Source organism: Arenivirga flava (assembly GCF_030161575.1).
Lineage (GTDB): Bacteria > Actinomycetota > Actinomycetes > Actinomycetales > Microbacteriaceae > Arenivirga > Arenivirga flava.
Map to the genome: position 1 here is coordinate 439,649 of NZ_BSUL01000001.1, position 26,692 is coordinate 466,340.

A 26,692-nucleotide genomic window follows, 5' to 3' on the forward strand; every position below is an offset into this window, starting at 1 on the left:
TGCTCGGCGCCACGCGCTGTTTGTCGGTACCGCCACGCGTTGCCCGTTGGTGTCGCCACGCGCTGCGCGTCGGTGCCGCCACGCGCTGCCCGTCGGTGTCGCCGCCGGCCGCCGCCGCTGCGACTCAGCACCGGAGCGACGACTCAGGGCTGTGGAGCGTGCTGACTTGTCGCTTCGAGGGCGAGTCGCCGGGAGCGGGCACGCGGCGCCGGGCACGCGGCGCCGGGCGCGGCGCCGGGCCACAGCGCGCGGCGCGCCACGGCTCCGCGCGCCACGGCTCCGCGCGCCACGGCTCCGCGCGCCACGGCTCCGCGCGCCACGGCGCCACGGCGCCGCGCGGCGCGGCGGCGGCCGCACGCGAGCGGATGCGCTCAGGCGGGCAGCGCCACCTTCGCCTTCGCCCAGGACCGCCCCGCGGTGTCCTTGAGGATGTCGTACTCGGCGTCGACGTGCGGCTCGATCGCGCTGTACTTGTCGTTCGGCGCGCCGATGACGAGCTGGAAGCCGAGGCCCCGCCAGGCGCCGATCGCGCGCTGGGTGAAGTGCGCATCCGCTTTGATGAGCGCCTCGTCGAGGAACACCGGAGCGTAGCGCGGGCGCTCGGCGCCGGCGTCGCCGAGCTGGTAGCGCAGCGCGGCGCCCACGATGAAGGCGATGAGCTCCTGCGATTCGCCGCCGGACTTCTCGCCGATGTGGTCGTAGAGCGCGACGTGCGCGCCCGTCTCGGCGACGACGCGCTCGGCGCTGACCCGCACGTGGCCGCGAACATCGACGAGCTCGGCGTGGTCCGGCGCGCTGCGGCGCAGGCGGCCGATCAACCGGGTCATCCGCTGGTAGACGGCCTCGCGCTCCTGCTCGGTGCCGGCCTCCTCGATGGCGGCGCGGACCGCGCGCAGCTCGCGACGGAAGCGGCTGCGCGTCTCGGACTGGTTCTCGCGCAGCGTGATCTGCAGGCGGTGCCCGTCGTCGTAGAAGGGCAGGTCGCGCATGATGCGGTTGATCGGCTCGATGCGCTCGCGGATCTCGCGCAGTGACCGGGCGATCGCCGAGTCGAGATTCGTGAGGTCGTTGCCCGAGAGCGTGAGCAGGCTGTCACGCCACTCGGACTCCAACTCGTGCAGACCGCTGGTCTCGAGGTCGTCGAGGATGCGCTCGAAGTCGCCGAGGGCGGTGTCCGGATCGGGCAGCAGGTTGGGGTTCGGCCAGCGGTCGAGGAAGGTCGCCAAAATCGAGCGCAGCCCCTCGCGCTGCTCGACGAGGGTCTGCTGCGCCTCGAGCTGCTCCTCCGCGAGCCGCCGCGTGGCGGAGTCGAGCGCCGCGTCGAAGCGGCGCAGCCGGTCGGCGGCGCTGCGATCGTCGCGCATCGCGGGGGCGTCGAAGCGCTCCTCGAGGTAGGCGCGCTGCGCAGCGTCGAGCTCGCGCTCCGCCCGCTCGGCGGCGTCCACGGCCGCCTGGGCCTCGTCGACCTCGTCGATGACGTCCGACCAACGCTGCTCGATCCGGTCGAGCTCGCCCTTCGCGCTGCCGACCTGCTCGCGGAGCGCCCGCACCTTCGCGGCGAGCGCGGTCATCTGCGCCTTGAGCTCGGCGATGCGGGAATCGCCCGCCGTGAGCTCCTCGATGAGGGTGCTCCAGCGCAGCTGCTCGGCCTCGACGGCGGCCACGTCGACCTGCTCCCAGGTGAGCTCGCGCACCCGCTCGAAGGCGCTGCGACGGGCGTCGTGGGCGTCGAGCGCCGCGCCGGCACGCTCGGCGGACTCCACGGCGTCCGCGAACTCCGAACGCGCGCGGAACAGCTCGCGGTCGAGCTCCGCCAGGCGCCGCGCGTTCGAGAAGCCGAGCAGATTGCCGCGGCCGTGGCCGCCGTGCGCGCCGCGGGCGCCGTTGGAGACCTGGCCGGCGAGGGTGAGCGCCTTCGCGTGCTGCGACAGCTCCGCGGGGCGGTCGACGCAGACGAACGCGAACTGCCGCTCGAGCCGGTCGCGCAGCCAGCCGGCGAAGGGGCTGTCGGCGAGGTCGACCCGCCCGGGCAGGGTGCGCTCGTCGGCGGGACCGCCGAGCGGCACGTCGGTGCTCGCGCCCTCGTAGCTGAGCCGCTCGGCGGTGCGCACGCTGTCGATCGCGGCGCGGAAGGCCGGCAGCTGCGCCGAGTCGATGAGCAGCGTGCGGGCGAAGCCGCCGAGGGCGAGGTTGAAGGCCTCGCGCCACGGCTCGAACTCGGCGCGCACCTCGAGCAGTTCGCCCACGAACGGCAGGTCCTCGATGCGCAGCCCGGCCGCCTCGGCGAGGCGGCGACGCGACTCGTGCAGGGCGGAGGGGATGCTGTCGCGGCGCAGCTCCGCCTGCTGACGCTCCGCGGTGAGCCGCTCGACGACGCCGCGCAGCTCCTTGCGGGTGCTGCTGGCGACGGCGTAGGCCTCGCGCGCGGACTCCTTGCCGCCCGCATCCCGCAGCGCCGACGTCGCCTGCCGGGAGAGCTCGGCGAAGTCCTCCGTCGACCGGGCCTCGGCGCCCAGCGCGACGAGGGCGGCGTCGAGCCGCTCGCGCTCGCGGCGCGTCTCGATGTGCCGCCGCTCCAGGCCGCGCAGCTCGCGCTCGGCAGCGGCGACCTGGTCGCCGCCGGCCGAGCGCAGCACCTCGACGAGGCCCTCGCGCTCGGCGTCGGCGGCGTCGGCGAGCGCGTGCCGCTCGCGCAGCAGCTGCTCGGTGGCGCGTTTCGCGTCGCCGAGCTCCGTCTCGACCTCGCGCAGCAGTTCGAGCCTGCGCTGCGCCCGCCAGAGGGTCGCGAGCGAGTCCGGCGCGTCGAAGCGCCCCAGCGCGTCGATCAGGCGCATCCGCTCGGCGGACTCGATGATGCGCTCGCGGGAGGAGCGGATGGGGGCGAGGTGGCGCACCTGCTGGCGCGCGGTGACCATCCGTCCCCGTGTGCTCTCGAGGCCGTCGAAGTGCTCCACCACGGCCTCGGCGGTGGCGAGGGTCTCCGGCTCCTCGAGCACCATGCGCTTGTAGAGGTCGTCGACCGTCGTGATCTGCTGGCCGGCCTGGATGCGGGCGAGCAGGCTCATCGCCTTCGAGCCCGCTCCCGAGGCGCCGATGCCGAGCACCGTGTGCAGGCGCGCCGAGAACTCCCGGTCCGTGGCGACCGTGTCGAGGCCGGTGGCGCGCACCGCCGAGTCGGCGAGGTGTCGGGTGGCCGCCGACTCGAGGACGCTCAGGTCGAAGGCGCCGTGGAAGGTGCCGCGCACGCGCACGGTGTCTTCGATGATGCGCGCGCCGGCGGGGATGTACCAGGCGCGAACGGCGGTGAAGCGCGACCCGTCGTGGTCGGCCCAGGTCATCGCGATGGCGGTCCAGGTGTCCACCCCGTCGCCGCGGAGCACCCGCACCTTCGTGCCCTCGTCGGTGCGCGACTCGTCGAGCTTGCCGCGGCCGTAGGAGAGGATGTTGCGCTGCTCGGCGCCTCGGGCGCGCCCGCTGACGGCGCCGTTCGAGGCGCCGTTGAACGGCGTGGTGTGCGGCATCATGAGCGCGACGTACGCGTCCATGAGCGTGGACTTGCCCGAGCCGGAGCCGCCGCAGAGCAGCGTCGCGGTGGGCGCGAAGCGCACCCGGTGCGCGCCGTCGTAGCCGCCCCAGTTGACGAGCTGCAGGTCCTCGGCGACCCACTGCTGCCCGCGGGAGGCGGCCGGGATGAGGCCGAAGAGCGTATCGAGCATGGTCATGAGGCGGCCTCCTCGGCGTTCGTCTCGTCCGCGTTCGTCTCGTCGGAGCCGTCCTCACCGATCTCGACCGGTCGCTGCTCCTGCAGCCAGGCCACGAGCTCGCGCAGCCGCTCCGAGCTCAGCACGATCTCGACGACGGGGGTGATGCGGTAGCGCCCCTCCGACTCCTCCTCGATCACGCCGTCCTGGCGCAGCCGGGCGAGTGCCGAGCGGATGGCCTTCTGCCGCCGGGCGGTCGTGCCGTCGGCCTCGGCGAAGTAGCTGAGCACGGTCTGCTCGATCTCCTCCACGTCGACGCGGGCGGAGCCCTCGCCGCTCGTGGACTCGCGCTGGTACACGGTGCGCAGGTGCACGAGCACGAGGGTCTCGGCGCGCGAGTAGGCCTCGTCCTTGAGCAGGATCGGCACCTCGAGCTCGTCGGAGCGGATCTGCCGCTTGTAGGCGACCCCCGCTCGTGGTCGACGACGAGCTGCACGTACAGGTCGTGCAGCCGCGACTCGACGGTCGCCTGGTGCTCGAGCAGCACCGCCCAGTCCGCGGGGGAGGAGGCGGATGCGAGGAAGCGCCGCTGCAGCAGGCGCACGAGCACCCGTCGCACGCCCGGGTCGAGCACGCCGCGGTCGCCCGCGAAGAGGCGGTCGGGGTCCTCCTCCATCGCCACCGGCGTCAGGAAGGCATCGGGCTCAGTCATCGTCGTTCCTCGTCGTGCTCGCGGTCACCGCGCCGAAGGCGAAGCGCCGGGTCGTGCCGTCGGGGCGCAGCGCTTCGACGATCGAGATCTCGTCGTGCTCGGTCATGCCCTCGCGGTGGGCGATCTCCAGCAGGCCGACGAGGTCCACCGGTCGCCGCGTCGCATCGGAGGCCGACTCGAAGGCCTGCGCCAGGTCGAAGCGATCGCCGAGGCCCGCGACGTGCTCCTCGAGCTGGCGGTAATGCGGCCCGCCCCAGGCGCGGGTGTCCGCGTCGACGAGCTCGACCGAGCCGTCCGCCTGCGTCAGTGGCGCCGGCGAGCTCGGTGGGCGCAGGTCGCTCAGCGTCTCGCGCAGGTGCCCGACGCCGGCGGTGGGGAAGGCCCGCACGGGTTCGACGCGGTCGGTCGCGCGCGAGGTCTGCATCCAGCGGTGCAGCCCGGCCATCGCCCCGCGCAGCAGCTCGTCGACCTGGCGGTCGCGCGCCGGGTCGTGGGTGCGCACCTGCGCGGTGATCACGTGCGAGGCGCGGCGCTGGGCCGTGAGCACCTCCTGCACGCCGTGCTCGACGCGGCGGCCGATCGCGTCGAGGTCGTCCCGCTGGGCGGGGGACATCCGGTGCGTGAAGGGCTGGGTGAGCAGGTCGCGCAGCTGCTCGGCGAGCCGGTCGATGCTCTCGGGATCTCCGACGAGGCGCAGCGCGCCGTCGAAGGCGCGCCCCTCGGGCGTCGCGCGCATGATGTGCTGGCCGCGCTGCAGGTACTCGCGCAGGATCTCGCCGGTCGGGCGTACGTCCCGCCGCAGCTCGGCGACGACGTCGCGCTGCATCGCCTTGATCGACTCCGCCACACGGGCGAAGTCGGCGGGCAGCTCGCGGGCGAGGTGGATGACGTGCTCGGCCTCCTCGAGCAGCTGCTCCTCGTCGGGCTCGACGGCCTCGCCGGCGTCGAGCCGGGCGAGCTCGGCGTCGAGCTGCGCGCGCTGCGCGAGCAGCTGCCCACGGCGCCGCTCGGGGTCGGCCTCGGCGTCGCTCGCGAGCCGGTCGACCGAGTCGAGCAGGGTGCGCACCCGCGAGCGCGAGACCTTCGTCCCGCCCGTACCGGCCCGGCCGGCGATGTCGAGCGCACCGACGGCGTGCGCCGAGAGCCGGTACACCTCGGTGTCGCCCTCGAGCTGCGGCACCAGCCATCCGCCACGCACCCATCCGCGGCAGATGTCGCGGGCGCTGCCGGCGGGCAGCCGCTGGTCGTCGTCCTCCGATCCCGCGGCGCGCAGCTCGTCGAGCGCCTCGCCCAGCTCGGCGTGCGCGTCGGCGACCGCGACGGCCGGGCGGTCGGCCGTGAACATCACCGAGAGCATCGCCACGACGAACGGAGCGGTGCGGCCGTGCAGCAGGTCGAGGGTCGGGTCCTTGAACGCGGCCACGGCGCGCTGGAAGGCGGCCTCGGTGCGGGTGCTCGGCATGGGCTCTCGGCGGATCGGTGCGGTCGGATGGGGTGGGCGGGCTCGGCGACGCCCCCGCGACGCGGTGTCGCGAGGGCGCCGGCCGTGCCGTTCGATCAGTGGCGCGGCTTGCGGGCCGGTCGGTCGTCGCGCGGTCCGCGGTCGTCGCGGCCTCCGCGCGCACCCCGGTCGTCGCGGTCGCGGCGCTCCGGCCGCTCGCCGCGCGGGTCGCTCCACGGCGCGCGCTCGCTGCGGCGCGGGGCGCCGCTGTCGCGGCGGATCTCGATGAGCTGGCCGCTGATGCGGGTGTCGCGCAGACGGTCGAGCGCATCGGCGGGCAGGTCGGCCGGCAGCTCGACGAGCGAGAAGTTCGGCTTGATGTCGATGCGGCCGAAGTCCTCGCGGCGGAAGCCGCCCTCGTTCGCGAGCGCGCCCACGATCTGGCGCGGGTCGACGTGCTGGCGCTTGCCGACGGCCAGGCGGTACTGCACGAAGTCGCCACCGCCGCGCGGCCGGCGCTCGGGACGCTCACCGCGGTCGTCGCGTCGGGCGGCGCGCTCGTCGCGGTCGCGGCTGCCCCGCTCGAACCGCTCCTGGCGCTCGACCTCCGGGTCGAGCAGCAGCGGCGTCTCGCCCTGCGCGACGACGGCCAGCGCGGCGGCGACGTCGGCCTCGGGCACGTCGTGGTGCTCGACGTAGTGGGCGATGATGTCGCGGAAGGCGGCGATGCGGTCGGTGCTCTCGAGCGCCGTCGTGATCGCCTCGTCGAAGCGGCTCAGGCGCGTCGCGTTGACGTCCTCGACGCTCGGCAGCTGCATCTGGTCGAGCGTCTGGCGCGTGGCCTTCTCGATGTTGGCGAGGGTGCGGCGCTCGCGCGGGGTGACGAAGCTGATCGCGTCGCCGGTGCGGCCGGCACGGCCGGTGCGGCCGATGCGGTGCACGTACGACTCGGTGTCGATCGGCAGGTCGAAGTTGACCACGTGGGTGATGCGCTCGACGTCGAGGCCGCGGGCGGCGACGTCGGTGGCGACGAGGATGTCGAGCTTGCCGGCCTTGAGCTGGTTCACCGTCTTCTCGCGGTTGGCCTGGGCCACGTCGCCGCTGATCGCGGCGGCGGTGTAGCCGCGGGCCCGCAGCTTCTCGGCCAGGGTCTCGGTCTCGTTCTTCGTGCGGACGAAGATGATGAGCCCATCGAAGTTCTCGACCTCGAGGATGCGGGTGAGCGCATCGACCTTCTGCGAGTACGACACCACGAGGTAGCGCTGCGTGATGTTCGTGTTCGTCGAGGTCTTCGACTTGACCGTGATCTGCTCGGGATCGGTGAGGTACTGCTGCGAGATGCGGCGGATCTGGGCCGGCATCGTCGCGGAGAAGAGCGCGACCTGCTTGGTGTCGGGGGTGTCGGCGAGGATCGTCTCGACGTCCTCCGCGAAGCCCATCTTGAGCATCTCGTCGGCCTCGTCGAGCACGAGGAAGCGCAGCTCGGAGAGGTCGAGGGTGCCCTTCTCGAGGTGGTCCATGATGCGGCCGGGGGTGCCGACGACCACGTCCACGCCTCGGCGCAGCGCCGAGAGCTGGGTGCCGTAGCCCTGGCCGCCGTAGATGGGCAGCACGTGCACGTTCCTCTGGTGCGACGCGTAGCGCTCGAAGGCCTCGCAGACCTGCAGCGCGAGCTCGCGCGTGGGCGCGAGCACGAGCGCCTGCGGCGTCTGCTGCGAGCTGTCGAGCTGCGAGAGGATCGGCAGCGCGAAGGCCGCGGTCTTGCCGGTGCCGGTCTGCGCCATGCCGATGACGTCGCGGCCCTGCAGCAGCGGGGGATGGTGGCGGCCTGGATGGCCGACGGGGTCTCGTATCCGACGTCCTTGAGGGCGCGGAGGACCGCGGCGTCGAGCCCCAGATCGGTGAAGGTCGGCGACTCGGCGGTCGCCTCGGTGGTGGGCTCGTTCTCGGTCATCCGACCAGGGTATCCGCTCGGCCCGCGACGGCCGATTCGGCGGGGATCCCGGGCCCGTCCGTGAGGTCGCTGGAATGCAGCCGAGCGGATGCGCGGAGCCGTGTCGCCCATCCGCTCGGCGATATATCGTTCAAGGCGAACCGACGACACGACCGGGAGGTCAGGATGAGCAACGCGTTCCGCGCCGGGGGCTTCGGCTCCGGGCAGCACGCCGACCAGCTGATGCAGGCGTTCGAGCAGCTGCGCAGCCAGTTCGAGCAGAAGGTCGGCCGCCGCGCCGGCCGCGGCGACGTGCGCGCCGCCGTGCTCGCCCTGCTCGCCGAGGAGCCGAAGCACGGCTACCAGATCATCCGCGACATCGAGGAGCGCAGCGGCGGTGCCTGGAAGCCGAGCGCCGGCTCCGTCTACCCGACCCTGCAGCTGCTCACGGACGAGGGGCTCGTCAGCTCCGAGGAGTCCGGCGGCCGCAAGACCTACGCGCTCACCGCGGCCGGCCGCGAGGTCGCCGACGCCGAGGGCGCCACCGCCTGGAGCGGCGCGGAGGGCGCCGCCGGCACCCCGAGCCCCACCGCCCTGCCGAAGGCCGGCATCGAGCTCGCCCAGGCTGCCGCGCAGCTCGCCCGCACCGGCACGCCGGAGCAGGTGCAGGAGGGCACGGCCGTGCTCGACGAGGCGCGCCGCAGGCTGTACTCGATCCTCGCCCAGGGCTGAGGCGGTGACCCAGGCGCAGCCGCCCGAGCTGCACCGCGCCCGCTACCGCCGCATCCTGCGCTTCGCCTCCTGGCACCTCGCGATCACCTGGTGGTTCGAGATCGCGCTGCCGCGCCTCGGGCTCGCTCGCATCGCCGAGCGCACCAGGGCGCGGCGGATGCGGCGCTTCGCCCGCCGCTTCCACGTCCTCGCCGTCGATCTCGGCGGCCTGATGACCAAGGTCGGGCAGTTCATGTCATCGCGCCTCGACGTGCTGCCGCCCGAGATCACGGCGGAGCTCGAGGGGCTGCAGGACGAGGTGCCGGCGGTGCCCTTCGAGCGGATCGCCGCCGCGGCGGAGGCGGAGCTCGGCATGCCGCTGGAGCGCGCCTTCGCGAGCGTCGACCCGCATCCGATCGCCGCCGCCTCGCTGGGTCAGGCGCATCGCGCCCGGCTCGGCCCGCTCGACGCGATGGAGACCGGCCTCTCGGAGGTCGTGCTCAAGGTGCAGCGCCCCGGCATCGACGACATCGTCGCGGTCGATCTCGCGGCGCTGCGCAAGGTGGGCGGCTGGCTCAGCCGCGTGCGGCTCGTCAGCGACCGCGTGGACATGCCCTCGCTCGTCGAGGAGTTCGCGGTCACGAGCCTCGAGGAGATCGACTACCTGCACGAGGCGGCGAACTCGGAGCGCTTCGCGGCGCTGTTCGCCGACGATGCCCGCGTGTCGGTGCCCGCGGTGGTGTGGGAGCGGACCACGCGTCGCGTGCTGACGTTGCAGGACGTCACCGCGATCAAGATCACCGACGTCGACGGTCTGCGCGCCGCCGGGATCGACCCGGCCGAGGTCGCCCCCGTCTTCGCCGAGGTCATGTTCGACCAGCTCTTCACCCACGGCTTCTTCCACGCCGACCCGCACCCCGGCAACCTCTTCGTCACGCCGCGGGCGGAGGGATGGCGGCTCACGTTCATCGACTTCGGGATGATGGGCGAGGTGCCGGCCACCCTGCGCGGCGGACTGCGCAAGCTGCTCATCGCCGCCGCCTCGCGCGACGGCCGGGGGCTGGTCGACGCCATCCGCGACGTGGGGGTGCTGCTGCCGAGCGCCGACACCCGCGAGCTCGAGCGGGCGATGACGCACCTCTTCGGCCGCTTCGGCGGCATGGGCTTCGCCGAGCTGCGCGAGGTCGACCCGCGCGAGTTCCGCGCCTTCGCCGTCGAGTTCGGCGACGTGGTGCGGGCGCTGCCGTTCCAGCTGCCCGAGAACTTCCTGCTCGTGATCCGCGCGATGTCGCTCACCTCGGGCGTCTGCAGCGCGCTGGTGCCGAGCTTCAACCTCTGGGACTCGGTCGAGCCCTACGCCGCGCAGCTCATCGAGGACGAGCGCGGCAACGTCGTCGACGACCTCGGCCGCGAGGCCCTCGAGATCGCCGGGCTCGCCTGGCGCCTGCCACGACGAGCGGATGCGCTCATCACCCGCATCGAGGACGGGGACGTCGCGATCGAATCGCCCCGGCTCGAGCGCCGGGTCGCGCGGCTGGAGCGCACCGGCCGCCGCCTCGTCTCGGCGACGCTCTTCGGCGGTCTGCTCATCGGCGGCGCGATCCTGCGCGCCGACGATCCGGTGCTCGGCACCGTGCTGCTCGTCGCCTCGGTCGTGCCGCTGCTGCACGCCGTGCTCGCGGGACGACTGCCCGGCTGACCCCTCCTCGACCTCCCGTGACGCGGCCGGACCGCTCTCCCGGCGGCAGCGGCCGGGATGGGCCGCAGCCGTGTCCTCATCCGCTGCGCGCTGCCGGTACCGTAGGCGCGTGCCCGAAACGACTTCACTGAACACCGGATCGATCGCGCGGGTCACGGCGGGTCAGGAGATCCCCGAGCGGATGCGCGCCGACGTGCGCCTGCTCGGCGAGCTGCTGGGACGCGTGCTGCGCGAGAGCGGATCGCCCGGCCTCTTCGAGGACGTCGAGCGCCTGCGCACCGCCACCATCGACGCCTACACGGACGAGAGCGGCGAGGCTTTCGACCGCGCCGTCGCGATCGCCGACGCCCTGCCCTCGGCGCGCGCCGAGGAGGTCGCCCGCGCCTTCACCGTCTACTTCCACCTCGCGAACCTCGCCGAGGAGCACCAGCGCGTGCGCGTGCTCCGCGAGCGCGCCCGTACCGACGTCGACGCCACCCGCACCGACACCGTGCCCGGCGCCTACGCCCAGCTCGCCGCCGAGCTCGGCGAGGAGGCCGCGCGCGAGCACCTGCAGTCGCTGCGCTTCCACCCCGTCTTCACGGCGCATCCGACCGAGGCGCGCCGCCGCGCCATCTCGGACAGCATCCGCCGCCTCGCGGGCCTGCTCGACGAGCTCGACGGCGGGGGCTCCGGCGCCGCGGTCGAGGGCCCCGAGGGCGGCCGCATCCGCCGCAGCATGCTCGAGGAGGTCGACACGCTCTGGCGCACGGCCCCCCTGCGCTCCGAGAAGCCGACCCCGGTCGACGAGGTGCGCTCGGTCATGGCGGCCTTCGACGAGACCCTCTACACGGCGGTGCCGGAGGTGTACCGCCGCATCGAGGCGATCCTGCAGGGCGACCGGGCCGGTGCTGTGCGGCCCGTGGTGCGCCCCTTCGTGCGCGTCGGCACCTGGGTCGGCGGAGACCGCGACGGCAACCCCTTCGTCACCGCCAAGGTCACCCGCAAGGCCGCGGGCATCGCCAGCGAGCACGTGCTCATCGGCCTGGAGCGCTCGGCGCAGCGCATCGGCCGCTCGCTGACCCTGTACGTCGGCACGACCCCCGCATCCGCCGCCCTGCAGCAGCTCTTCCAGCGCATGGCCGACGCCGACGCCGCCGCAGCCGAGATCCTGGAGCGCTCGCCCGGCGAGCTGCACCGGGCCGCCGTGCTGCTCATCGGCCGCCGCATCGGCGCGACCCGCTCCCGCGACGCCGACCTCGCCTACCGCGAGCCGGCCGAGCTGCTCGCCGACCTGCGCACCGTGCAGGACTCGCTGGCCGCGGCCGGCGCCCACCGGCAGGCCTTCGGCGCCCTGCAGGAGCTGCTCTGGCAGGTGGAGACCTTCGGCTTCCACCTGGCCGAGCTCGAGGTGCGCCAGCACTCCGCCGTGCACGCGAAGGTGCTCGCGGAGATCGACGCGGGCGGCGCGCTCGGCGAGCAGGCCGAGGAGGTGCTCGAGACCGTGCGCACGATCGCGCACATCCAGCACCGCTTCGGACCCGCGGCGGCGGGCCGCTACATCGTCTCGTTCACGCAGTCCGCCGAGGACCTCGCCAACGTGCACCGCCTCGCGCGGGCGGCGGTGGGTCCCGAGGGCACCCCGCCCGTGCTGGACGTGGTGCCGCTGTTCGAGACCTTCGCCGACCTGCAGGCGGCGCCCGCGATCCTCGCAGAGATCGTCGAGCACCCCGAGTTCGCCGCGCGCCTGGAGGCCACCGGCCGCAAGCTCGAGGTCATGCTCGGCTACTCCGACTCGTCGAAGGACGTCGGCCCGGTCGCGGCGACCCTGGCCCTCTACGAGGCGCAGCAGAGGATCGCCGACTGGGCTCGTGAGTCCGGCATCGAGCTGACGCTGTTCCACGGGCGCGGCGGCGCGCTCGGCCGCGGCGGCGGCCCCGCCAACTCGGCCATCCTCGGCCAGCCCCCGCACTCGGTCGACGGCCGTTTCAAGCTCACCGAGCAGGGCGAGGTCATCTTCGCCCGCTACGGCGACTCCGACATCGCCATGCGCCACATGGACCAGGTCGCCGCGGCCGTGCTGCTGGCGTCGGCCCCCTCGATCGAGCAGCGCAACGAGGGCGCCGCGACCCGCTACGCCGAGGTCGCCGCGACGATGGACGCCGCCTCGCGCGAGCGCTTCTTCGCGCTCGTGAAGGCCGAGGGCTTCGCGCCCTGGTTCGCCACCGTCACCCCGATGGAGGAGATCGGCCAGCTCGCGCTCGGCTCGCGCCCGGCCCGCCGCGGCCTCTCGGTGTCGTCGCTCGAGGACCTGCGGGCGATCCCGTGGGTCTTCTCCTGGACCCAGGCGCGCATCAACCTCACCGGCTGGTTCGGCCTCGGCACGGCGCTCGAGGCGGTCGGCGACCTGCCGCTGCTGCAGCAGGCCTACCGCGACTGGCCGCTGCTGCACACCATGATCGACAACGTCGCCATGAGCCTCGCGAAGGCCGACGAGCGCATCGCACGCCACTACCTGGCGCTCGGCGACCGCGACGACCTCGCGCAGCTCGTGCTCGACGAGATGGCGCTCACCCGCGACTGGGTGGTGCGCATCGCCGGCGGCGGCGAGGTGCTCTCGAACAAGCCCGTGCTGCAGCGCGCCGTCAAGATGCGCAGCCCGTACGTCGACGCGCTCTCGCTGCTGCAGCTGCGCGCCCTGCGCGCGCTCCGCGACGCGCCCGAGGGCGCCGAGGTCGACCCCGACCTGCAGCGTCTGCTGCTGCTCAGCGTCTCGGGCGTCGCGGCCGGTCTCCAGAACACGGGCTGAGCGCATCCGCTCGTCCCGCGGGGCGCGTCGACCACGGTCGGCGCGCCCCGCGTCGTGTCGGCTGCTGCCGCCGACGGCCCCGAACAGCCTCGCGCTCCGGCACGCCGGGCCGCACGCCGTCCGCGCCGAGCCGTGCCCCCTGCGGGGGCGTTGCCACCCGGACGGGGACCCCTCAGAATCGGAGCAGTTCAGTGGACCAGCCGCGAAGGAGCCGTCCCGGATCGCTGCGCGTACGAAGTCCACTGCACCAGGAGGTCCGATGTCCGCTCGCTCGCACCGTCGGAAGCCGCCGCGCCGCCCCGATCGGATGGACCGCATCCTCATTCCGATCGCCGTGGTGCTCGCCATCGGCGCCGCCGTGCTGGTGGTGCTCGCGTTGACCCGCTGAGTCACGCGCCCGTTCCGCGTCGCCGACGCGCCCTCTCGGCCGGCGCTTCCTGTGCACCCGCCCAGCGCCGCCGGCCTCGGGTCGGGCGGGCCGTGCGCCGCCGGTAGCATGGCCTCGCCGATGCCCAGCGCTCGGCTCCGGCGTACGCAGCCGGCCGCCGTCGCGGCCCCGTCGCCGGCCACCGCACGAACGGCAAGGCACCCCATGACCGCAGAGCGTCCGGCGCACGGAACCGACCCGCGCCCGGGCGGAGTGGTCGCACGCCCCGGCGGAGCGCATCCCGGCGCCGCGGCACCCGGAGGGGTCGTCCCGGCGGCGGTCACTCCGGGCACGCGGGGCACCCCGGGCACACGGGGCGTCCCGGTCACGCCGAACACGCGGGGCGGCCCGGGCACCCCGGCGCCGCCTCCGGGCCGCTGCCGGCCGCGATCCGCGCGGCGAGCCCGCGGTGGGCGCTCGTCGCGTCGGCGGCGCTCGCGTGGGGGTCCGCATCCGCCACCGCCGTGCTGTTCGTGCTCGCCGGTCACGGCATCGACGACCTGCTGGCCGGCAGCCGGCCCGACGGCCTGCTCGGCATGGGCGTGCTCGCCGTGCTCGCCGGGGTGCTCGCGGGTCTCGGCGCCTGGTTCTCGCAGCGGGCGGCGGCCGATGCCGAGCGGCGGCTGCGCGGCACCGTGCTCGCCCGGGCGTTCGAGCGCGGCGCGGTGGACGTCGCCGGGCGCACGGGCGCCCTGCTCGCGCTGGCGACCGGCGCGGTCGAGCGCGTGGCGCAGTACCGGGCGGCGTTCCTGGGGCCGATGCTCGGGGCGCTCACCAGCCCGCTGCTCGCCCTCGCGGTGCTCGCCGTGACGGTCGATCCCGTCGCCGCAGGCCTGCTCGCCGCGCTCCTGCTCGTCGTGCCGCCCATCATCGGGGGCTTCCAGCGCCTGGTCCGCCCGCTCGGCGGCGCCTCGCGGCGCACGCAGGCGCGCCTCACCGCCGAGTTCCTCGAGGCGATCCAGGCGATCGGCGCACTCGTCTACGCGCGCGCCGCCCGGCGCACCGGCGAGGAGCTCGCCCGCCGCGGCGAGGCCTACCGCCGCGACCTGCTGCGGGTGCTCGCGGGCAACCAGCTGTTCATCCTCGTCGTCGACGCCGTGTTCTCGCTCGGCGTCATCGTGGCCGCGGCCGTCATCGCCGCCGCGCGGGTCGCCTCGGGGGCGCTGACGCTCGGCGAGGGCGCGGCGGTGCTGCTCGTCGCGCTGCTCGTCACCGGGCCGGTCGACATGATCGGCCAGTTCTTCTACGTCGGCATCGGCGGTCGCGCCGCGCAGGGGCAGATCGCCGCCCACCTCGCCGGGCCGCGCCGGCGCGATGGTGCGGAGCGAGCGGATGCGCCGGCCGGCTCGATCGTGCTCGATGCGGTCACCGCGGGCTGGCCCGGTGCCGAGCCCGTGCTGCGCGAGCTCTCGCTGCGGGTCGAGGCGGGGGAGCGGGTGGCGCTGGTCGGGCCGAGCGGCGTCGGCAAGTCCACGGCCGCCGCGCTCATCCAGGGGCATCTCCTGCCGAGCGAGGGGCGCGTGATCGTCGACGGCCTCGTCGGCGACCCGGCCGCGCTCCGCGAACGGCTCTCGGTCGTCGAGCAGCGCAGCTTCCTGTTCCTCGGCAGCGTCGCCGACAACCTCCGCGTCGCCGCGCCGGAGGCCTCCGACACCGAGCTCTGGGCCGCGCTCGACGCCGCCGGGCTGCGCGAGGAGATCGCCGCCCTGCCCGACGGGCTCGGCGCGGAGGTCGGCGAGCAGGGCGCGCTGCTCTCCGGCGGACAGGCCCAGCGCCTCGCGATCGCTCGCGCGTTCCTGCGCGACGCGCCCATCCTGCTGCTCGACGAGCCGACCTCGCAGGTCGATCTGGCCGCCGAGGCCGCGATCCTCGCGGCGCTCGACCGGTTGGCCGCGGGGCGCACGGTGCTCATGATCGCCCATCGGCCCGGCGCCATCCTCGCCGCCGACCGCGTCATCGCGCTCGGGGGCGCCTCGTGAACCGGCTCGCCGTGCTGCGCTGGCTGCTGAGCGGCATCCGCGGCCTGCTGCCGGTGCTCGGCGTCTCCGTGCTGGCGCGCGTGCTGCAGCAGCTGCTCGGCGTCGCCCTGCTCGTGGTCGCCGCGGCGGCGGTCGTCGCCGCCGAGCCGCCGACGTGGGCGCTCGCGGGCTGGTTGGTCGGCATCGCGCTCGTCAAGGCGGCACTGCGCTACCTCGAGCAGTACGCGGGGCACTGGGTGGCCTTCACCGCGCTGCAGCGGCTGCGCGAGCTGTTCTTCGCACGGCTCGCACCGCAGGCCCCGGCCGCCACGCAGGGCCGCGCCGGCGCCGAGCTCACCGAGCGCGCGACCCGCGACATCGACCGCGTCGAGGTGTTCTTCGCCCACACGATGCCGCCCGCGATCTCCGCGGTGGCCGTGCCGGCGATCGCGCTCCTCTGGCTCGGCGCGGCGGTCGACGCCCGGCTGGCGCTCGTCCTGGCCCCCTTCGCCGCCGCCGCGATCGCGCTGCCCTTCCTCGCCGGCGGCGCGTCCTGGCGCGGCGCCCGCGCGGTCGCCGCGCGTCGGGGCGCGCTCGCCGCCCGGATCGGCGACGACCTGCAGGGCATCCGCGAGGTGCTCGGCTTCGGCATCCAGCACGCCCGCCTCGACGCCCTCGACGGCGCCGACCGTGCGCTGACCGCCGCCCGCAGCCGCGACGGTGCGCTGCAGGGCGTGCGCACCGCGTGCGTCACGGCGCTGCTCGGCGGCTCGCTGGTCGCGGTGCTCGCCGTCGCCGCGGACGGAGCGGATGCGCTGCTCGCCCTCGCGGTCGCCGCGGGCCTGTGGACGCCCATCCGCGGCGTGGACGCCTTCGCCAGCGGACTCGACACGGCCTTCGCCGCCGCGGCGCGCGTGCGCGAGGTGGTGGAGGCGCAGCCGCTCGTGCGCGACGACACCGCGACGACGGGGGCCGGCCCCGCGGGGACCGGACCGGCGGGATCGGCCCCGCCGGCCGCATCCGCTCCCGGCATCGTGCTCGACCGCATATCGCTCACCTACCCGGGCCGCGCCCGCCCGGCGCTCGACGCGGTGAGCCTGCAGCTCGCCGCCGGCGACTGGTCGACCATCGTGGGCGTCTCGGGCAGCGGCAAGAGCAGCCTCGGCGCCCTACTGCTGCGCGGATGGGACCCGGATGCGGGCACCGTCTCGCTCGACGGCGTCCCGCTGACCGCTCTGCCGCTGGACGCGCTGCGGCGGCGGGTCGCGCTCGCCCCGCAGCAGCCCGTGCTGCTCAGCGGCACCGTGGCGTCGAACCTGCGGCTCGCCGCGCCCGACGCCGACGACGCGCGGCTGCTCGACGCGCTGCGCACCGTCGCCCTCGACGACTGGCTCGCCGGTCTGCCCGCGGGGCTCGACACGCCGCTGCGCGAGCGCGGCGTCGACGTCTCCGGCGGGCAGCGCCAGCGGATCGCACTGGCCCGCGCGCTCGTCGCCGAGCCGGAGGTGCTCGTGCTCGACGAGGCGCTCAGCCAGCTCGACGGCGCCACCGCCGCGACCGTGCGCGCGCGGCTGCTGGAACGGCATCCGGGGCTCACCGTCGTCGAGATCACGCACCGCGCCGACCTCGTGCCCGACGGTTCGCCGGTCGTGGTCCTCGATGCGGGGCGGGTGCTCGAGACGGGCCTCGCCGGCGCGCTCCGCGCCACGGGCGGGGCCTTCGCGAGCATCGAGGCCCGGGCGCGCTGAGCGGACCGTCGCCGCCTCGACGGCTGCGGCCGTGCGCCGCGGCTCAGAACCGCAGCAGCACCTTGCCCGAGACGGCCGCGTCGCGCGCGACACCGAACCCCTCGAGCGCGTCCTCCACGCGGTACTCGTGCGTGACGACGGCAGCGGCATCGAGCGAGCCGTCCGCGAGCGCGGCGATCACCTCGTCGATCTCGCCGTTGAAGCGGAACGAGCCGACGAGCTCGAGCTCGCGTTGGAGGGCCGTGGCGATGAGGACGGGCTGCTCGCCGGCGGGGAGCAGCCCGACCATGACCAGGCGTCCGCCCCGGGTCGTCGCGCCGATCGCGGACGACAGGCCGCGGAGGCTGCCCGACGACTCGAACGTCACGTCCGCATCGACGGCGGCGACCGCGGCCGCATCCGTGGCCGGGATGGTGCGGGTGGCGCCGAGGGCGCGAGCGCGAGCGAGCGCGGAGGCCTGCAGATCGACCGCGACGATCTCCGCAGCCCCGGCGCGGCGCAGCACGGCCACGATGAGCCCGCCGATGGGGCCGGCGCCGATGACGAGCACCCGCTTGCCGGCGACGTCGCCGCCGCGGCGCACCGCGTGCCAGGCAACGGCTGCGGGCTCCACGATCGCGGCGGTACGCAGCTCGAGGCCGTCGGGCAGCGGGCGCAGCATGCGGCTCGGCAGCGCCACGCGTCGGGCGAAGGCGCCCTCCGTGTGCGGGTCCTGCTGCGCGCTGCCCAGGTAGGTGACGCCCGGGGAGAGGTTGGGGCGGTCGGCGGGCCAGCGCGCTCCGGTTCCGCCGGGGGTGGCCGGATGCACCGCGACACGGGTGCCCGTCGCAGGACCGGAGCCGTCCGCTGCGGCCTCGAGCACCGTGCCGACGATCTCGTGACCGAGCACCATCGGACGCTTGAGCACCGACGCTCCCGCGGCACCGTGCAGCCAGTAGTGCAGATCGCTGCCGCACACCCCGCCGTAGGCGATCGCGAGGACGGCCTCATCGGGCGCCGGACGGGGTTCGGGGCGCGCCTCGACGCGCAGATCGCCCGCCGCGTGCGCGACGACGGCGAGGTTCGGGCGCTGATCAGACGACAACGGTCATCCCACCGTCGATGAAGACGACCTGTCCGTTGACGAAGTCGCTGCCGTCCGAGGCGAGCCAGACGGCGGGGCCGGCGAGGTCCCGCACCTCGCCCCAGCGGTTGGCGGGCGTCCGCCCCAGGATCCAGCCGTTGAACGCCTCGTCGTCGATCAGCCTCTGCGTCATCTCGGTGCGGATGTAGCCGGGCGCGATCGCGTTGATCTGCAGGTTGTGCTGCGCCCATTCGGCCGTCATCGCGCGGGTGAGGTTGCGCAGGCCGCCCTTCGCCGCGGTGTACGGGGCGATCGTGGGGCGGGCCAGGTCGGTCTGCACCGAGGCGATGTTGATGATCTTGCCCTCGCCGCGGCCGATCATGTGCCGGGCCGCCTCGCGGCCGACCAGGAAGGCGCTGGTCAGGTCGGTGTCGATCACGCGTCGCCAGTCGGCCACGTCGAGGTCGAGCATGGGCACCCGGTGCTGGATGCCGGCGTTGTTGACGAGGATGCGCAGCGGGCCGATCTCCCGCTCGATGCGCGCGACCGACGCGGCCACCGCATCCGCATCCGTGACGTCGAAGGCGATGGCACCGATGCGCTGCTCGCCGTAGCGCTCCGCGAAGGCGGCGCGGGTCGCCTCGAGGCGCTCGGGGTCGCGCCCGTTGAGTACGAGCGAGGCGCCGGCGTCGGCGAGGGCGAGGGCGATCTCGCGGCCGATGCCGCGGCTCGAGCCGGTGACGAGGGCGAGGCGCCCGCTGAGGTCGAAGAGGCTGGTCATGGTGCTCCGGATCAGTAGAACTCGACGGTGTTCACGCGGTTGCGCAGCGGCTCGCCATCGAGCAGGCGCCGCGCGTTGTCGGCGAAGAGCTCGGCGATGGCGCGTTCCTCGCCGTGCGAGAGCGCGGCGGTGTGCGGGCTGATGAGCACGTTCTCGAGGCCCCAGAGCGGGCTGTCGGCGGCGAGCGGCTCGACGGCGACGACATCGAGCGCGGCGTAGCCGACCCGGCCACTGCGCAGGCCGGCGATCAGCGCCTCCTCGTCGACGACGGTGCCGCGGCCGACGTTGACGACGGTGACCCCGTCGCGGGCCGCGCCCAGCAGCTCGGCCCCGAGCAACCCGTTCGTGGCGTCGGTGCCCGGCAGCGTGTTGACGATCGCGTGGGCGCGCGGCGCGACCTCGATCAGGCGGTCCGGATGCACCAGCTCGACCGGGAAGTCGGTGTGCGTCACCGAGCGGCTGGTCGCGATCACCGTGGCGCCGAGGGCGGAGAGGATGCGCGCCGTGCGCTCGCCGATGCCGCCGAAGCCGAGCACGAGCACGGTCTGCTCGGCGAGCTGCCCCATGGTCCAGCGGCCCGGCCACGTGCGGGCGGCCTGATCGCGCTGGAGGCGCACCAGCCCCTTCGCGCCGGCGAGGACGCCGAGGAGCGCGAACTCGGCGAGCGGCGCGCCGTGCACGCCGGCCGACGTCGTGAACGCGACGCGCCCGAGCTCCGAGTCGTCGAGGCCGGCAGCGCGCACCTGCGCGCCGCCGCCGGCGGCCATGGTCTGCACCCAGCGCAGGCGCGGGTTCGCTCGCACCGCTCGGGCGAGCGCGGCCGGATCGACGTCGGGGATGCCGTAGAGGGCGTCCGCCTCGTCGATCAGCGCCTCAAAGGCGGCCTGCTGCTCGAGAGTGCGGGCGAAGGACGGGTCGCCGGAGTAGTCGGCCGGCCAGCGCATGGGCGGCAGGAGCGACGGCTCGCGCACGAGCTCGACGCGCGGCTCCGTGCGTTCGATCAGGGCGCAGAGCTCCTCGCTCAGCGGGGTCGCGACGGCGACGCGGAGGGTGGTCATGCGGGGGTGGGCTCCTCTCGGGATGCGTGCGGGGCGCATGCCGGGTGCTCGGCGGGCGCCCGGGTGGGTCAGCGCAGGGCGCGCACCGCGGCGTCGACCGCGGCCGCGCCGCGCTCGATGACCTCCTCGCTGGTGGCGAAGGAGATGCGGAAGAACGGCGCGGTGCCGTAGGCGGAGCCCTGGATCACGGCGACGCCGGCGGCCTCGAGCAGGTGCAGGGTGACCTGCTGGTCGTCCTCGAGCACGGTGCCGTCCGGCGTCGTGCGGCCGATCAGTCCGGCGCAGTCGACGTAGAGGTAGAAGGCGCCGTCGGGCACGAGCGGTTCGAGACCGTCGATCGCGCCGAAGCGCTCGACCGCGAGGTCGCGCCGCGCGCGGTAGGCGGCGACGCTCTCCCTCACGAAGCCCTGATCGCCCGTCAGCGCCTCCGCCGCCGCCGCCTGGCTGATCGACGACGGGCACGACGACACCTGCGACTGCAGCTTGTTGATCGCGCCGACCAGCGTGGGATGGCCGATGCCGTAGCCGAGTCGCCAACCGGTCATCGCATAGCTCTTCGAGACGCCGTTGACGCTGAAGACCCGGTCGCGGATGGAGGGCGCCGACTCGGCGAGACTCACGAAGGGCTCGTCGGCGAAGAGGATCTCGTCGTAGATCTCGTCGGTGAGCACCCAGACGTGCGGGTGCCGCTCGATCACGGCGGCCAGCGCCTCGAGCTCGGCACGGCTGTAGACCACGCCGGACGGGTTGCTGGGCGCGTTGAGGATGACCCACTTCGTGCGCTCCGTGATGGCGGCCTCGAGCTGCTCGGGGGTGAGCTTGTACCGTTGCTCGGACGAGGTCTCGACGATCACGGGCGTGCCGTCGTTCGCGAGCACCATGTCCGGGTACGAGACCCAGTAGGGCGCGGGGATCACGACCTCGTCACCGTGGTCGAGGGTCGCGGAGAAGGCCATGTAGATGACCTGCTTGCCGCCTCCGCCGACCGTGATCCAGCTCTGGTCGTAGGCCACGCCGGTCGCGCGCTCGGTGCGCTCGAGGATCGCGGCGCGCAGCTGGGGGTGCCGTTGACGGGGGTGTACTTCGTCTCGCCGGCCTCGATGGCGGCGATGCCCGCATCCTTCACGTTGCGGGGCGTGTCGAAGTCGGGCTCGCCCACGGTGAGGTCGATGATCTCGCGCCCGGCGGCCTTGAGCTCGCGCACCTTGGCTGCCGCGGCCGAGCTCGGCGAGTCGCGGATGCGCCGCACCCGCGACGAGACGATCGTGCTGTCGCTCACCGCTCGCCCAGTCCCTGGTCCGGGTCGATGCCGTCGAGATCGGTGGTGATGCCCTTCTCGCGCAGCTTGTCGTGCAGCTTGCAGAGGTCGATCGTGGTGCGGCCCTGCTTGTAGAGCTCGATGAGCTCGCGCTCATCGGCGTCGCGTGCCTCGCTGAGCGCGATGACCTCGTCGATCTCCTCGCGGCGCACGACCACGATGCCGTCGGCATCGCCCTTGATCACGTCACCGGGGTGGATGATCTCGTCGCCGAAGACCAGCGGCTGGTTGATGTAGCCGAGGGTCTCCTTGACCGTGCCCTTGATCGACACGGAGCCCGAGAAGACCGGCAGGCCGAGCGCCCGCAGGTCCTGGGTGTCGCGCACGCCGCCGTCGGTGACGAGGGCCGCGATGCCCTTGGCCTTGCAGGCGTTGCCGAGCACGTCGCCGAAGGTGCCGGCCTCGGCGAACGCGCCGGTCGAGACGACGAGCACGTCGCCGGGCTGGGCGAAGTGGATCGCGACCTGCAGCATGAGGTTGTCGCGCACCCCGCCGACCACCGTGACGGCGGACCCGATGAAGGAGCTCTCGAGGTCGATCGGCTTGATCGTGGAGGAGAGCGCGCCGCGGCGTCCCTGGGCCTCGTGGATGGTGGCCGAGCTGCTGCGCCCGAGGCGTTCGATGGCCGCCGCATCCGCTCGCTCGATGCGGGTGGTGACGTGCGGGGGTGCGATGCGGGTGACCGCGGGGGCGATGCTCATGCTTCTCTCCGATCGAAGGTCAGGCCGCCGGCGACCTGGAAGGTTGGGGTGATCTCGATGAGGCCGAGGTTGACGTGCCGCGGCGCGGCGACCGCGAAGTCGACCGTGCTGACGATGTCGGCGGTGGTCAGCGACTCGTAGCCCTCGTAGTAGGTCTCCCAGGCCTGCTGCAGCGCCTCGGGGGTGCCGCCGAGGTTGCGCCCGAAGATCTCGGTCTCGACCCGGCCCGGGCACACCTCGGTCACGCGGATGCGCTTGCCGACGGTGTCGTTGCGCAGCTGCCGGGAGATCTGCCCGACGGCGGCCTTGGTCGCGTGGTAGGCGGTGTGGCCGAAGAAGTTGTAACGACCGGCGATGCTGGAGATGTTGATGACGTGGCCCAGATCGCGCTCCACCATGCCCGGCAGCAGCAGCCGTGCGAGGTGCAGCACGGCGCCGACGTTCACGTCGATCATCGCGTCGACCGTGGCGCGGCTCGCGTCGAGGATGTTGCCGGTGGCGCTGACGCCGGCGTTGTTGACGAGCACGTCGATCTCGAGACCGCCGAGCTCGCGCTCGAGGGCGTCGACGTCGGCGAGGTCCACCGCGTGCGGGATCGCGCCCGTCTCGTCCGCGAGCCGGCGCAGGCGCTCGGCGTCGCGGGCGACGGCGTGCACCTCGAGCCCCCGTTCGCGGAACTGCTCGACGATGGCGGCGCCCATGCCGGTGGAGGCGCCGGTGACCAGGGCGGTGCGGTAATCGGAGTACGGCACGTGATTCCTTTCGTGGAGGTCGGAGGGGCTCAGTCGCGCAGCGGCTGGTGGGCGCGGTCCTTGACCGTGAGCACCGCGGCGAGCGTGCCGAGCGAGGTGAGCACCGCGTAGAAGGCGGGCATGTAGACGTTGCCGGTGCTGCCGATGAGCCAGGTCATGAGCAGCGGGGCGGTGCCGCCGAAGAGGGCGGAGGAGATGTTGTAGCCCAGCCCGTAGGCGCTGTAGCGGATGCGGGTCGGGAACAGCTCGACGATCATGATGTGGATGACCGCGGTGTGCCCCGCGAAGACGACGGCCATGACGCACGCGCCGAGGATCGCGAGCGGCAGCTGCCCGGTGGCGATGAGCGCGTAGCTCGGCACGGCGAGCACCGCCATGGCGATGGCCGCCCCGGCGAGCACCCGCTTGCGCCCGATCCTGTCGGAGAGGCCTCCCATGATCGGGATCGCGATGCAGATCGCCACGAGGCTGGAGGCGGTGACGACGAGTGCCGTGCCCATGTCGAAGCCGATGGTCTCGCCCTTGAGGAAGGTGGGCATGTAGGAGAAGAGCACGTAGTAGCCGGAGCCGTTCATGAGCGGGATGAAGAGCGCGAGCAGCATCGCCCTGCGGTGCTCCGGCGTGGAGAAGGCCTCCTTGAGCGGATTGCGGCTCAGACCGCCCTCCTGCTGCAGTTTCTTGAAGTTGGGGGTGTCGTCGAGCGACTTGCGGATGACGAAGCCGATCACACCGAGCGGCACCGCGACGAGGAAGGGGATGCGCCAGGCCCAGGCCCCGAAGCCGTCGCCGGTGAGCGCCTCGTCGGTCAGCCAGGGCGACATCATGAAGGCGACCAGCGTGCCCACGAGGAGCGCGCCGAAGGAGGCGATCTGGGCGAGGCTCGTGTTGAAGCCGCGCTGGCCCTCGGGGGCGTGCTCGGCCAGGAAGGTCATCGCGCCGGCCGCCTCGCCGCCGACCGAGAAGCCCTGCATGAGGCGGAACAGCACGAGCAGGATGGGTGCCGCGATGCCGATGGCCGAGTAGGGCGGCAGCAGGCCGAGGCCCGCCGTCGCGACGCTGATCAGCATGATCACGGCCACGAGCATCCGCTGGCGGCCGAAGCGGTCGCCCATGAGCCCGAAGAAGATCGCGCCGAGCGGACGGACGAAGAAGGAGACGGCGTAGCCGGCGAAGACGAACACCAGCGCGGTGGTGGGGTCGCCGGAGGGGAAGAAGACGATGGCGAGGGCCGCCGCCATGAAGGCGAAGATGCCGTTGTCGTAGAGCTCGACGAAGATGCCGATGCAGCCGGCGACGAGCACGCGTCGGTTGGACGGGTGCTCCTGCTGCACGGCGGTGGCCGGAACGGTGGATGACGCGGTCATGAGTGCACTTCCCAAGCGATGGTGTGGTCCGCTGCGGCGGACGGGACGGCCTCGGGCAGCCCGAGCTGGGCGGCGACGCCGAGGCAGGAGTAGATGGTGCCGATGCGCTGTCGCAGGGCATCGAGGCGGTCGCGCCACAGTCGCGCGTTCCGCTCGGCCTGCTCCACCGTCGAGTGACGGAAGCGCACCCGCTGGCCGGGTCGCACCTGCCCGAGATCGTCGAGCGAGAGGGGTGCGACGACGGCGAGGACGGGGTAGCCCGCCGTGACCCCGCGTCCGCGGTGGAGGACGAGGAGCTCGTCGCCGGGAGGCACCTCGACGGCGCCGACGGGCACGCCGCGCGAGATCACCTCCTCGGTGCTGCGCCGCACGGGCAGGTCGCCGGTGAGGCGGAGTCCGATGTGGTTGCTCTTGGCGGTGACCGTGAACGGCTCGCGGAGCAGCCGGTCGGCCGTTCCCGCGAACTGCTCCGCATCGGGGCCGTCGGTGACGTCGATGATCGCGTCGCCGCCGAGGTAGGGCACGAGCACGTCCAGGTTGAACAGGGACATGTCGAAGTAGGGATTGACGATCGGATCGATCGAGCGGCGCACGGGCAGCGCGGTCCCGGGGGCGAGCACGGTGCCGAAACCCGCGACCGTGTCGGGCGCGCAGCTGCCGAGCAGCAGCGGCACGTCGAAGCCGCCGTGCACGGCCACGTAGGTGCGCAGCCCCTCGGTCATGCCCGCGAGGCTCACCGACTGGCCGGCGCGCACGGAGACGGGCTCCCACATCGGGCGCGGCACGCCGTCGACGCGCACGCCCATGGGAGCGCCGGTGACCGCGAGCAGCACGTCCGCATCCGCGGTGAAGGCGAGGTCGAAGGCGGTGACCTCGATGATCGGAGCACCCTCGTCGTTGGCGACGAGGATGTTGCCCACGCGTGCCGAGTACTGGTCGAGTGCGCCGTTGACGGGCAGCCCCAGCGCCGGCCCGCGCGCTCGCCCGAGATCGGTGACCACGGCCACGCGGGACTCGGTGACGAGCAGGGCGCCGCTCATGCGAGCACCTCCTCGGCCCGCAGCATGGCGCCGTCGAGCCGCGCGAACTCCGCGTCGTCGATGGCGCGGAAGCGCAGGGTGTCGCCCGGGCGGTAGGGCACCGGGGGCTCCTGGGTCAGGTCCATCACCCGCAGCGGAGTCCGGCCGATGACGCACCAGCCGCCGGGGGCTACGGCGGGTGTGAGCGTGGCCTGCCGCCCCGCGACCGAGATCGCGCCGACCGGCACGCTCGTGCGGGGGCTCGCGAGCCGCGGCACGGGCACCGGGAACGCCGGGCCGTCGAGCATGGGTGAGCCTCCAGGGGCGCCGAGGCAGCGCACCGTGTACGTGGGCTCGCCGTGCAGGCGGACCACCTCGGCGGCGTCCAGGCCGGTGAGCCGAGCGACGTCGTCGAGGTCGGGCCCGTGCTCGCCGCCGTAGACCACCGGCACGGTGAAGCGGCGCGGCCGCTCGCTGAGCGGTGCGTCGGCGTCGATGGCGTCGAGCAGGGCGTCGACCACCGAGCGGATGCGGGCGCCCGTGGTCGCGAGCGCATCGAATTCGACGAGCACCGACTCGTAGGTGGGGATGCTGCCGAGGTAGCCGGCCGGTGCCTCGGCGGCGAGACCGCGCGCGAGATGGTGCACCGTCCGCCAGTCGCGCTCGCGATCGCCCGAGACGCCGGTGACCCGCAGCGCGGCGGGTCCGCACGGGGCGATCTCGATGCCGTTCACGCACGCCGCCCGGGCGCTGCGATGGCGATGCCGTTCGTCTCGAACCCGGCGCGGATGCGCTGCGCCACGGCAACGGCCTCGGGGGAGTCGCCGTGCAGCAGGATCGAGTCGCAGTCCACGGGCACGACGGTGCCGGCGCGGCTGATCACGACGCCCTCGAGCACCATGCGCAGGGCCCGCTCCGCGATCTCGCCGGCGTCGTGCAGCACCGCGCCGGGCTGCGAGCGCGGCACGAGCGTGCCGTCGTCCTCGTAGGCGCGGTCGACGATGCCGACGATGCCGACGGCGATCCCGTCCGCTCGGGCCGCGTCGGCCAGGCAGCCGTCCTGGGCCAGGATCCGCAGCGAGGGGTCGACATGGCGCACCGCGTCCACGACCGCATCCGCGTAGTCCTGCCGCGTCGCCACGAGGTTGCCGAGGCGCCCGTGCGGGGCGAGGTGCACGACCTCGGCGCCGTGGTACGCGGCCACGGCGCGCAGGGCGCCGAGCTGGTAGACGACGTCGGTGCGCACCTCGTAGCCGGTGAGGTCCATCGCACGGCGGCCGAAGCCGACCAGGTCGGGGAAGGCGGGATGCGCGCCCACGGCGACCCCGCGGCGCACGCATTCCGCGACGGTGCGGTCCATCACCCTCGGGTCGCCGGCATGGAAGCCGCAGGCGACGTTGGCGGAGGAGAGGATCTCGAGCAGTGCGGCATCGTCACCCATGCTCCAGTCGCCGAAGCTCTCGCCGAGATCGGCGACCAGGTCGATGGTGCGGTGCGTCATGCTGATGAGCCCTTCCG

Annotated in this window: 18 protein-coding genes and 2 pseudogenes; 6 read left to right on the forward strand and 14 right to left on the reverse strand. The window is 74.0% G+C overall.

Annotated elements, in window-relative coordinates:
* Positions 1–371: 371 nt before the first annotated feature.
* The 4 genes and pseudogenes from QQK26_RS02185 to QQK26_RS02200 all read right to left on the reverse strand — a co-directional run bounded on the left by QQK26_RS02185 (position 372) and on the right by QQK26_RS02200 (position 7,808).
* Positions 372–3,722, reverse strand: coding sequence for an ATP-binding protein (locus QQK26_RS02185; RefSeq protein ID WP_284229605.1), 3,351 nt, complete (start codon positions 3,720–3,722; stop codon positions 372–374).
* Positions 3,719–4,413 (reverse strand): annotated as a pseudogene (locus QQK26_RS02190) (DUF4194 domain-containing protein). The gene QQK26_RS02185 and the pseudogene QQK26_RS02190 overlap by 4 nt, the downstream one beginning before the upstream one ends.
* On the reverse strand, positions 4,406–5,875 hold the full coding sequence (locus QQK26_RS02195; protein ID WP_284229608.1) for a DUF3375 domain-containing protein: 1,470 nt from the start codon (positions 5,873–5,875) through the stop codon (positions 4,406–4,408). Before QQK26_RS02195 ends, QQK26_RS02190 begins: the two are co-directional and overlap by 8 nt.
* A 95-nt stretch (positions 5,876–5,970) precedes the next feature.
* Positions 5,971–7,808, reverse strand: a pseudogene (locus QQK26_RS02200) (DEAD/DEAH box helicase).
* A 165-nt stretch (positions 7,809–7,973) separates the two neighbouring features.
* Here QQK26_RS02200 and QQK26_RS02205 point away from each other — a divergent pair.
* From QQK26_RS02205 to QQK26_RS02230, 6 genes are all read left to right on the forward strand, one after another.
* Positions 7,974–8,519 carry a PadR family transcriptional regulator gene (locus tag QQK26_RS02205; protein ID WP_284229610.1) on the forward strand — a complete coding sequence of 182 codons (546 nt, stop codon included), beginning with the start codon at positions 7,974–7,976 and terminating at the stop codon, positions 8,517–8,519.
* A gap of 4 nt (positions 8,520–8,523) precedes the next feature.
* Positions 8,524–10,197 carry an ABC1 kinase family protein gene (locus QQK26_RS02210; protein ID WP_284229612.1) on the forward strand — a complete coding sequence of 558 codons (1,674 nt, stop codon included), beginning with the start codon at positions 8,524–8,526 and terminating at the stop codon, positions 10,195–10,197.
* A 181-nt stretch (positions 10,198–10,378) separates the two neighbouring features.
* Positions 10,379–12,985 carry a phosphoenolpyruvate carboxylase gene (locus tag QQK26_RS02215; protein WP_284234410.1) on the forward strand — a complete coding sequence of 869 codons (2,607 nt, stop codon included), beginning with the start codon at positions 10,379–10,381 and terminating at the stop codon, positions 12,983–12,985.
* 259 nt (positions 12,986–13,244) lie between these two features.
* On the forward strand, positions 13,245–13,373 hold the full coding sequence (locus QQK26_RS02220; protein WP_284229614.1) for a hypothetical protein: 129 nt from the start codon (positions 13,245–13,247) through the stop codon (positions 13,371–13,373).
* A gap of 428 nt (positions 13,374–13,801) precedes the next feature.
* On the forward strand, positions 13,802–15,391 hold the full coding sequence (locus tag QQK26_RS02225; RefSeq protein ID WP_348520042.1) for an ATP-binding cassette domain-containing protein: 1,590 nt from the start codon (positions 13,802–13,804) through the stop codon (positions 15,389–15,391).
* A complete protein-coding gene (locus tag QQK26_RS02230; protein ID WP_284229618.1) occupies positions 15,388–17,118 on the forward strand; it encodes an ABC transporter ATP-binding protein in 1,731 nt (576 codons plus the stop codon). Before QQK26_RS02225 ends, QQK26_RS02230 begins: the two co-directional genes overlap by 4 nt.
* A gap of 43 nt (positions 17,119–17,161) precedes the next feature.
* Here QQK26_RS02230 and QQK26_RS02235 read toward each other — a convergent pair whose 3' ends face one another.
* The 10 genes from QQK26_RS02235 to QQK26_RS02280 all read right to left on the reverse strand — a co-directional run bounded on the left by QQK26_RS02235 (position 17,162) and on the right by QQK26_RS02280 (position 26,675).
* Positions 17,162–18,202, reverse strand: coding sequence for a zinc-binding dehydrogenase (locus QQK26_RS02235; protein WP_284229620.1), 1,041 nt, complete (start codon positions 18,200–18,202; stop codon positions 17,162–17,164).
* A complete protein-coding gene (locus QQK26_RS02240; RefSeq protein ID WP_284229622.1) occupies positions 18,192–18,962 on the reverse strand; it encodes an SDR family oxidoreductase in 771 nt (256 codons plus the stop codon). Before QQK26_RS02240 ends, QQK26_RS02235 begins: the two co-directional genes overlap by 11 nt.
* Before the next feature lie 11 nt (positions 18,963–18,973).
* Positions 18,974–20,020, reverse strand: coding sequence for a D-2-hydroxyacid dehydrogenase (locus tag QQK26_RS02245; RefSeq protein WP_284229624.1), 1,047 nt, complete (start codon positions 20,018–20,020; stop codon positions 18,974–18,976).
* Between the two features lie 68 nt (positions 20,021–20,088).
* Positions 20,089–21,339, reverse strand: a complete 1,251-nt coding sequence (locus QQK26_RS02250) for an aminotransferase class I/II-fold pyridoxal phosphate-dependent enzyme (protein WP_284234412.1) — start codon at positions 21,337–21,339, stop codon at positions 20,089–20,091.
* A complete protein-coding gene (locus QQK26_RS02255) occupies positions 21,296–22,039 on the reverse strand; it encodes a 4-carboxy-4-hydroxy-2-oxoadipate aldolase/oxaloacetate decarboxylase (protein WP_284229630.1) in 744 nt (247 codons plus the stop codon). The genes QQK26_RS02250 and QQK26_RS02255 overlap by 44 nt, the downstream gene beginning before the upstream one ends.
* Positions 22,036–22,791: an SDR family oxidoreductase gene (locus QQK26_RS02260; RefSeq protein ID WP_284229632.1), complete on the reverse strand. Its 756-nt coding sequence runs from the start codon at positions 22,789–22,791 to the stop codon at positions 22,036–22,038. Before QQK26_RS02260 ends, QQK26_RS02255 begins: the two co-directional genes overlap by 4 nt.
* 29 nt (positions 22,792–22,820) lie before the next feature.
* Entirely contained in the window at positions 22,821–24,155 is a 1,335-nt protein-coding gene (locus tag QQK26_RS02265) for an MFS transporter (RefSeq protein ID WP_284229634.1), read from the reverse strand.
* A complete protein-coding gene (locus tag QQK26_RS02270) occupies positions 24,152–25,195 on the reverse strand; it encodes a 5-oxoprolinase subunit C family protein (RefSeq protein ID WP_284229636.1) in 1,044 nt (347 codons plus the stop codon). Before QQK26_RS02270 ends, QQK26_RS02265 begins: the two co-directional genes overlap by 4 nt.
* Positions 25,192–25,908: a 5-oxoprolinase subunit B family protein gene (locus tag QQK26_RS02275; protein WP_284229638.1), complete on the reverse strand. Its 717-nt coding sequence runs from the start codon at positions 25,906–25,908 to the stop codon at positions 25,192–25,194. Before QQK26_RS02275 ends, QQK26_RS02270 begins: the two co-directional genes overlap by 4 nt.
* Positions 25,905–26,675, reverse strand: coding sequence for a LamB/YcsF family protein (locus QQK26_RS02280; RefSeq protein WP_284229640.1), 771 nt, complete (start codon positions 26,673–26,675; stop codon positions 25,905–25,907). The genes QQK26_RS02275 and QQK26_RS02280 overlap by 4 nt, the downstream gene beginning before the upstream one ends.
* Positions 26,676–26,692: the final 17 nt, after the last annotated feature.

What these genes read in the sequence shown, in the direction of transcription:
- QQK26_RS02185 (WP_284229605.1), bottom strand. Translation starts at nt 3,722, where the DNA reads ATGACCATGCTCGATACGCTCTTCGGCCTCATCCCGGCCGCCTCCCGC.
- QQK26_RS02255 (WP_284229630.1), bottom strand. Translation starts at nt 22,039, where the DNA reads ATGAGCATCGCCCCCGCGGTCACCCGCATCGCACCCCCGCACGTCACC.
- QQK26_RS02270 (WP_284229636.1), bottom strand. Translation starts at nt 25,195, where the DNA reads ATGAGCGGCGCCCTGCTCGTCACCGAGTCCCGCGTGGCCGTGGTCACC.
- QQK26_RS02220 (WP_284229614.1), top strand. Translation starts at nt 13,245, where the DNA reads ATGTCCGCTCGCTCGCACCGTCGGAAGCCGCCGCGCCGCCCCGATCGG.
- QQK26_RS02265 (WP_284229634.1), bottom strand. Translation starts at nt 24,155, where the DNA reads ATGACCGCGTCATCCACCGTTCCGGCCACCGCCGTGCAGCAGGAGCAC.
- QQK26_RS02195 (WP_284229608.1), bottom strand. Translation starts at nt 5,875, where the DNA reads ATGCCGAGCACCCGCACCGAGGCCGCCTTCCAGCGCGCCGTGGCCGCG.
- QQK26_RS02245 (WP_284229624.1), bottom strand. Translation starts at nt 20,020, where the DNA reads ATGACCACCCTCCGCGTCGCCGTCGCGACCCCGCTGAGCGAGGAGCTC.
- QQK26_RS02215 (WP_284234410.1), top strand. Translation starts at nt 10,379, where the DNA reads ATGCGCGCCGACGTGCGCCTGCTCGGCGAGCTGCTGGGACGCGTGCTG.
- QQK26_RS02240 (WP_284229622.1), bottom strand. Translation starts at nt 18,962, where the DNA reads ATGACCAGCCTCTTCGACCTCAGCGGGCGCCTCGCCCTCGTCACCGGC.
- QQK26_RS02205 (WP_284229610.1), top strand. Translation starts at nt 7,974, where the DNA reads ATGAGCAACGCGTTCCGCGCCGGGGGCTTCGGCTCCGGGCAGCACGCC.
- QQK26_RS02280 (WP_284229640.1), bottom strand. Translation starts at nt 26,675, where the DNA reads ATGACGCACCGCACCATCGACCTGGTCGCCGATCTCGGCGAGAGCTTC.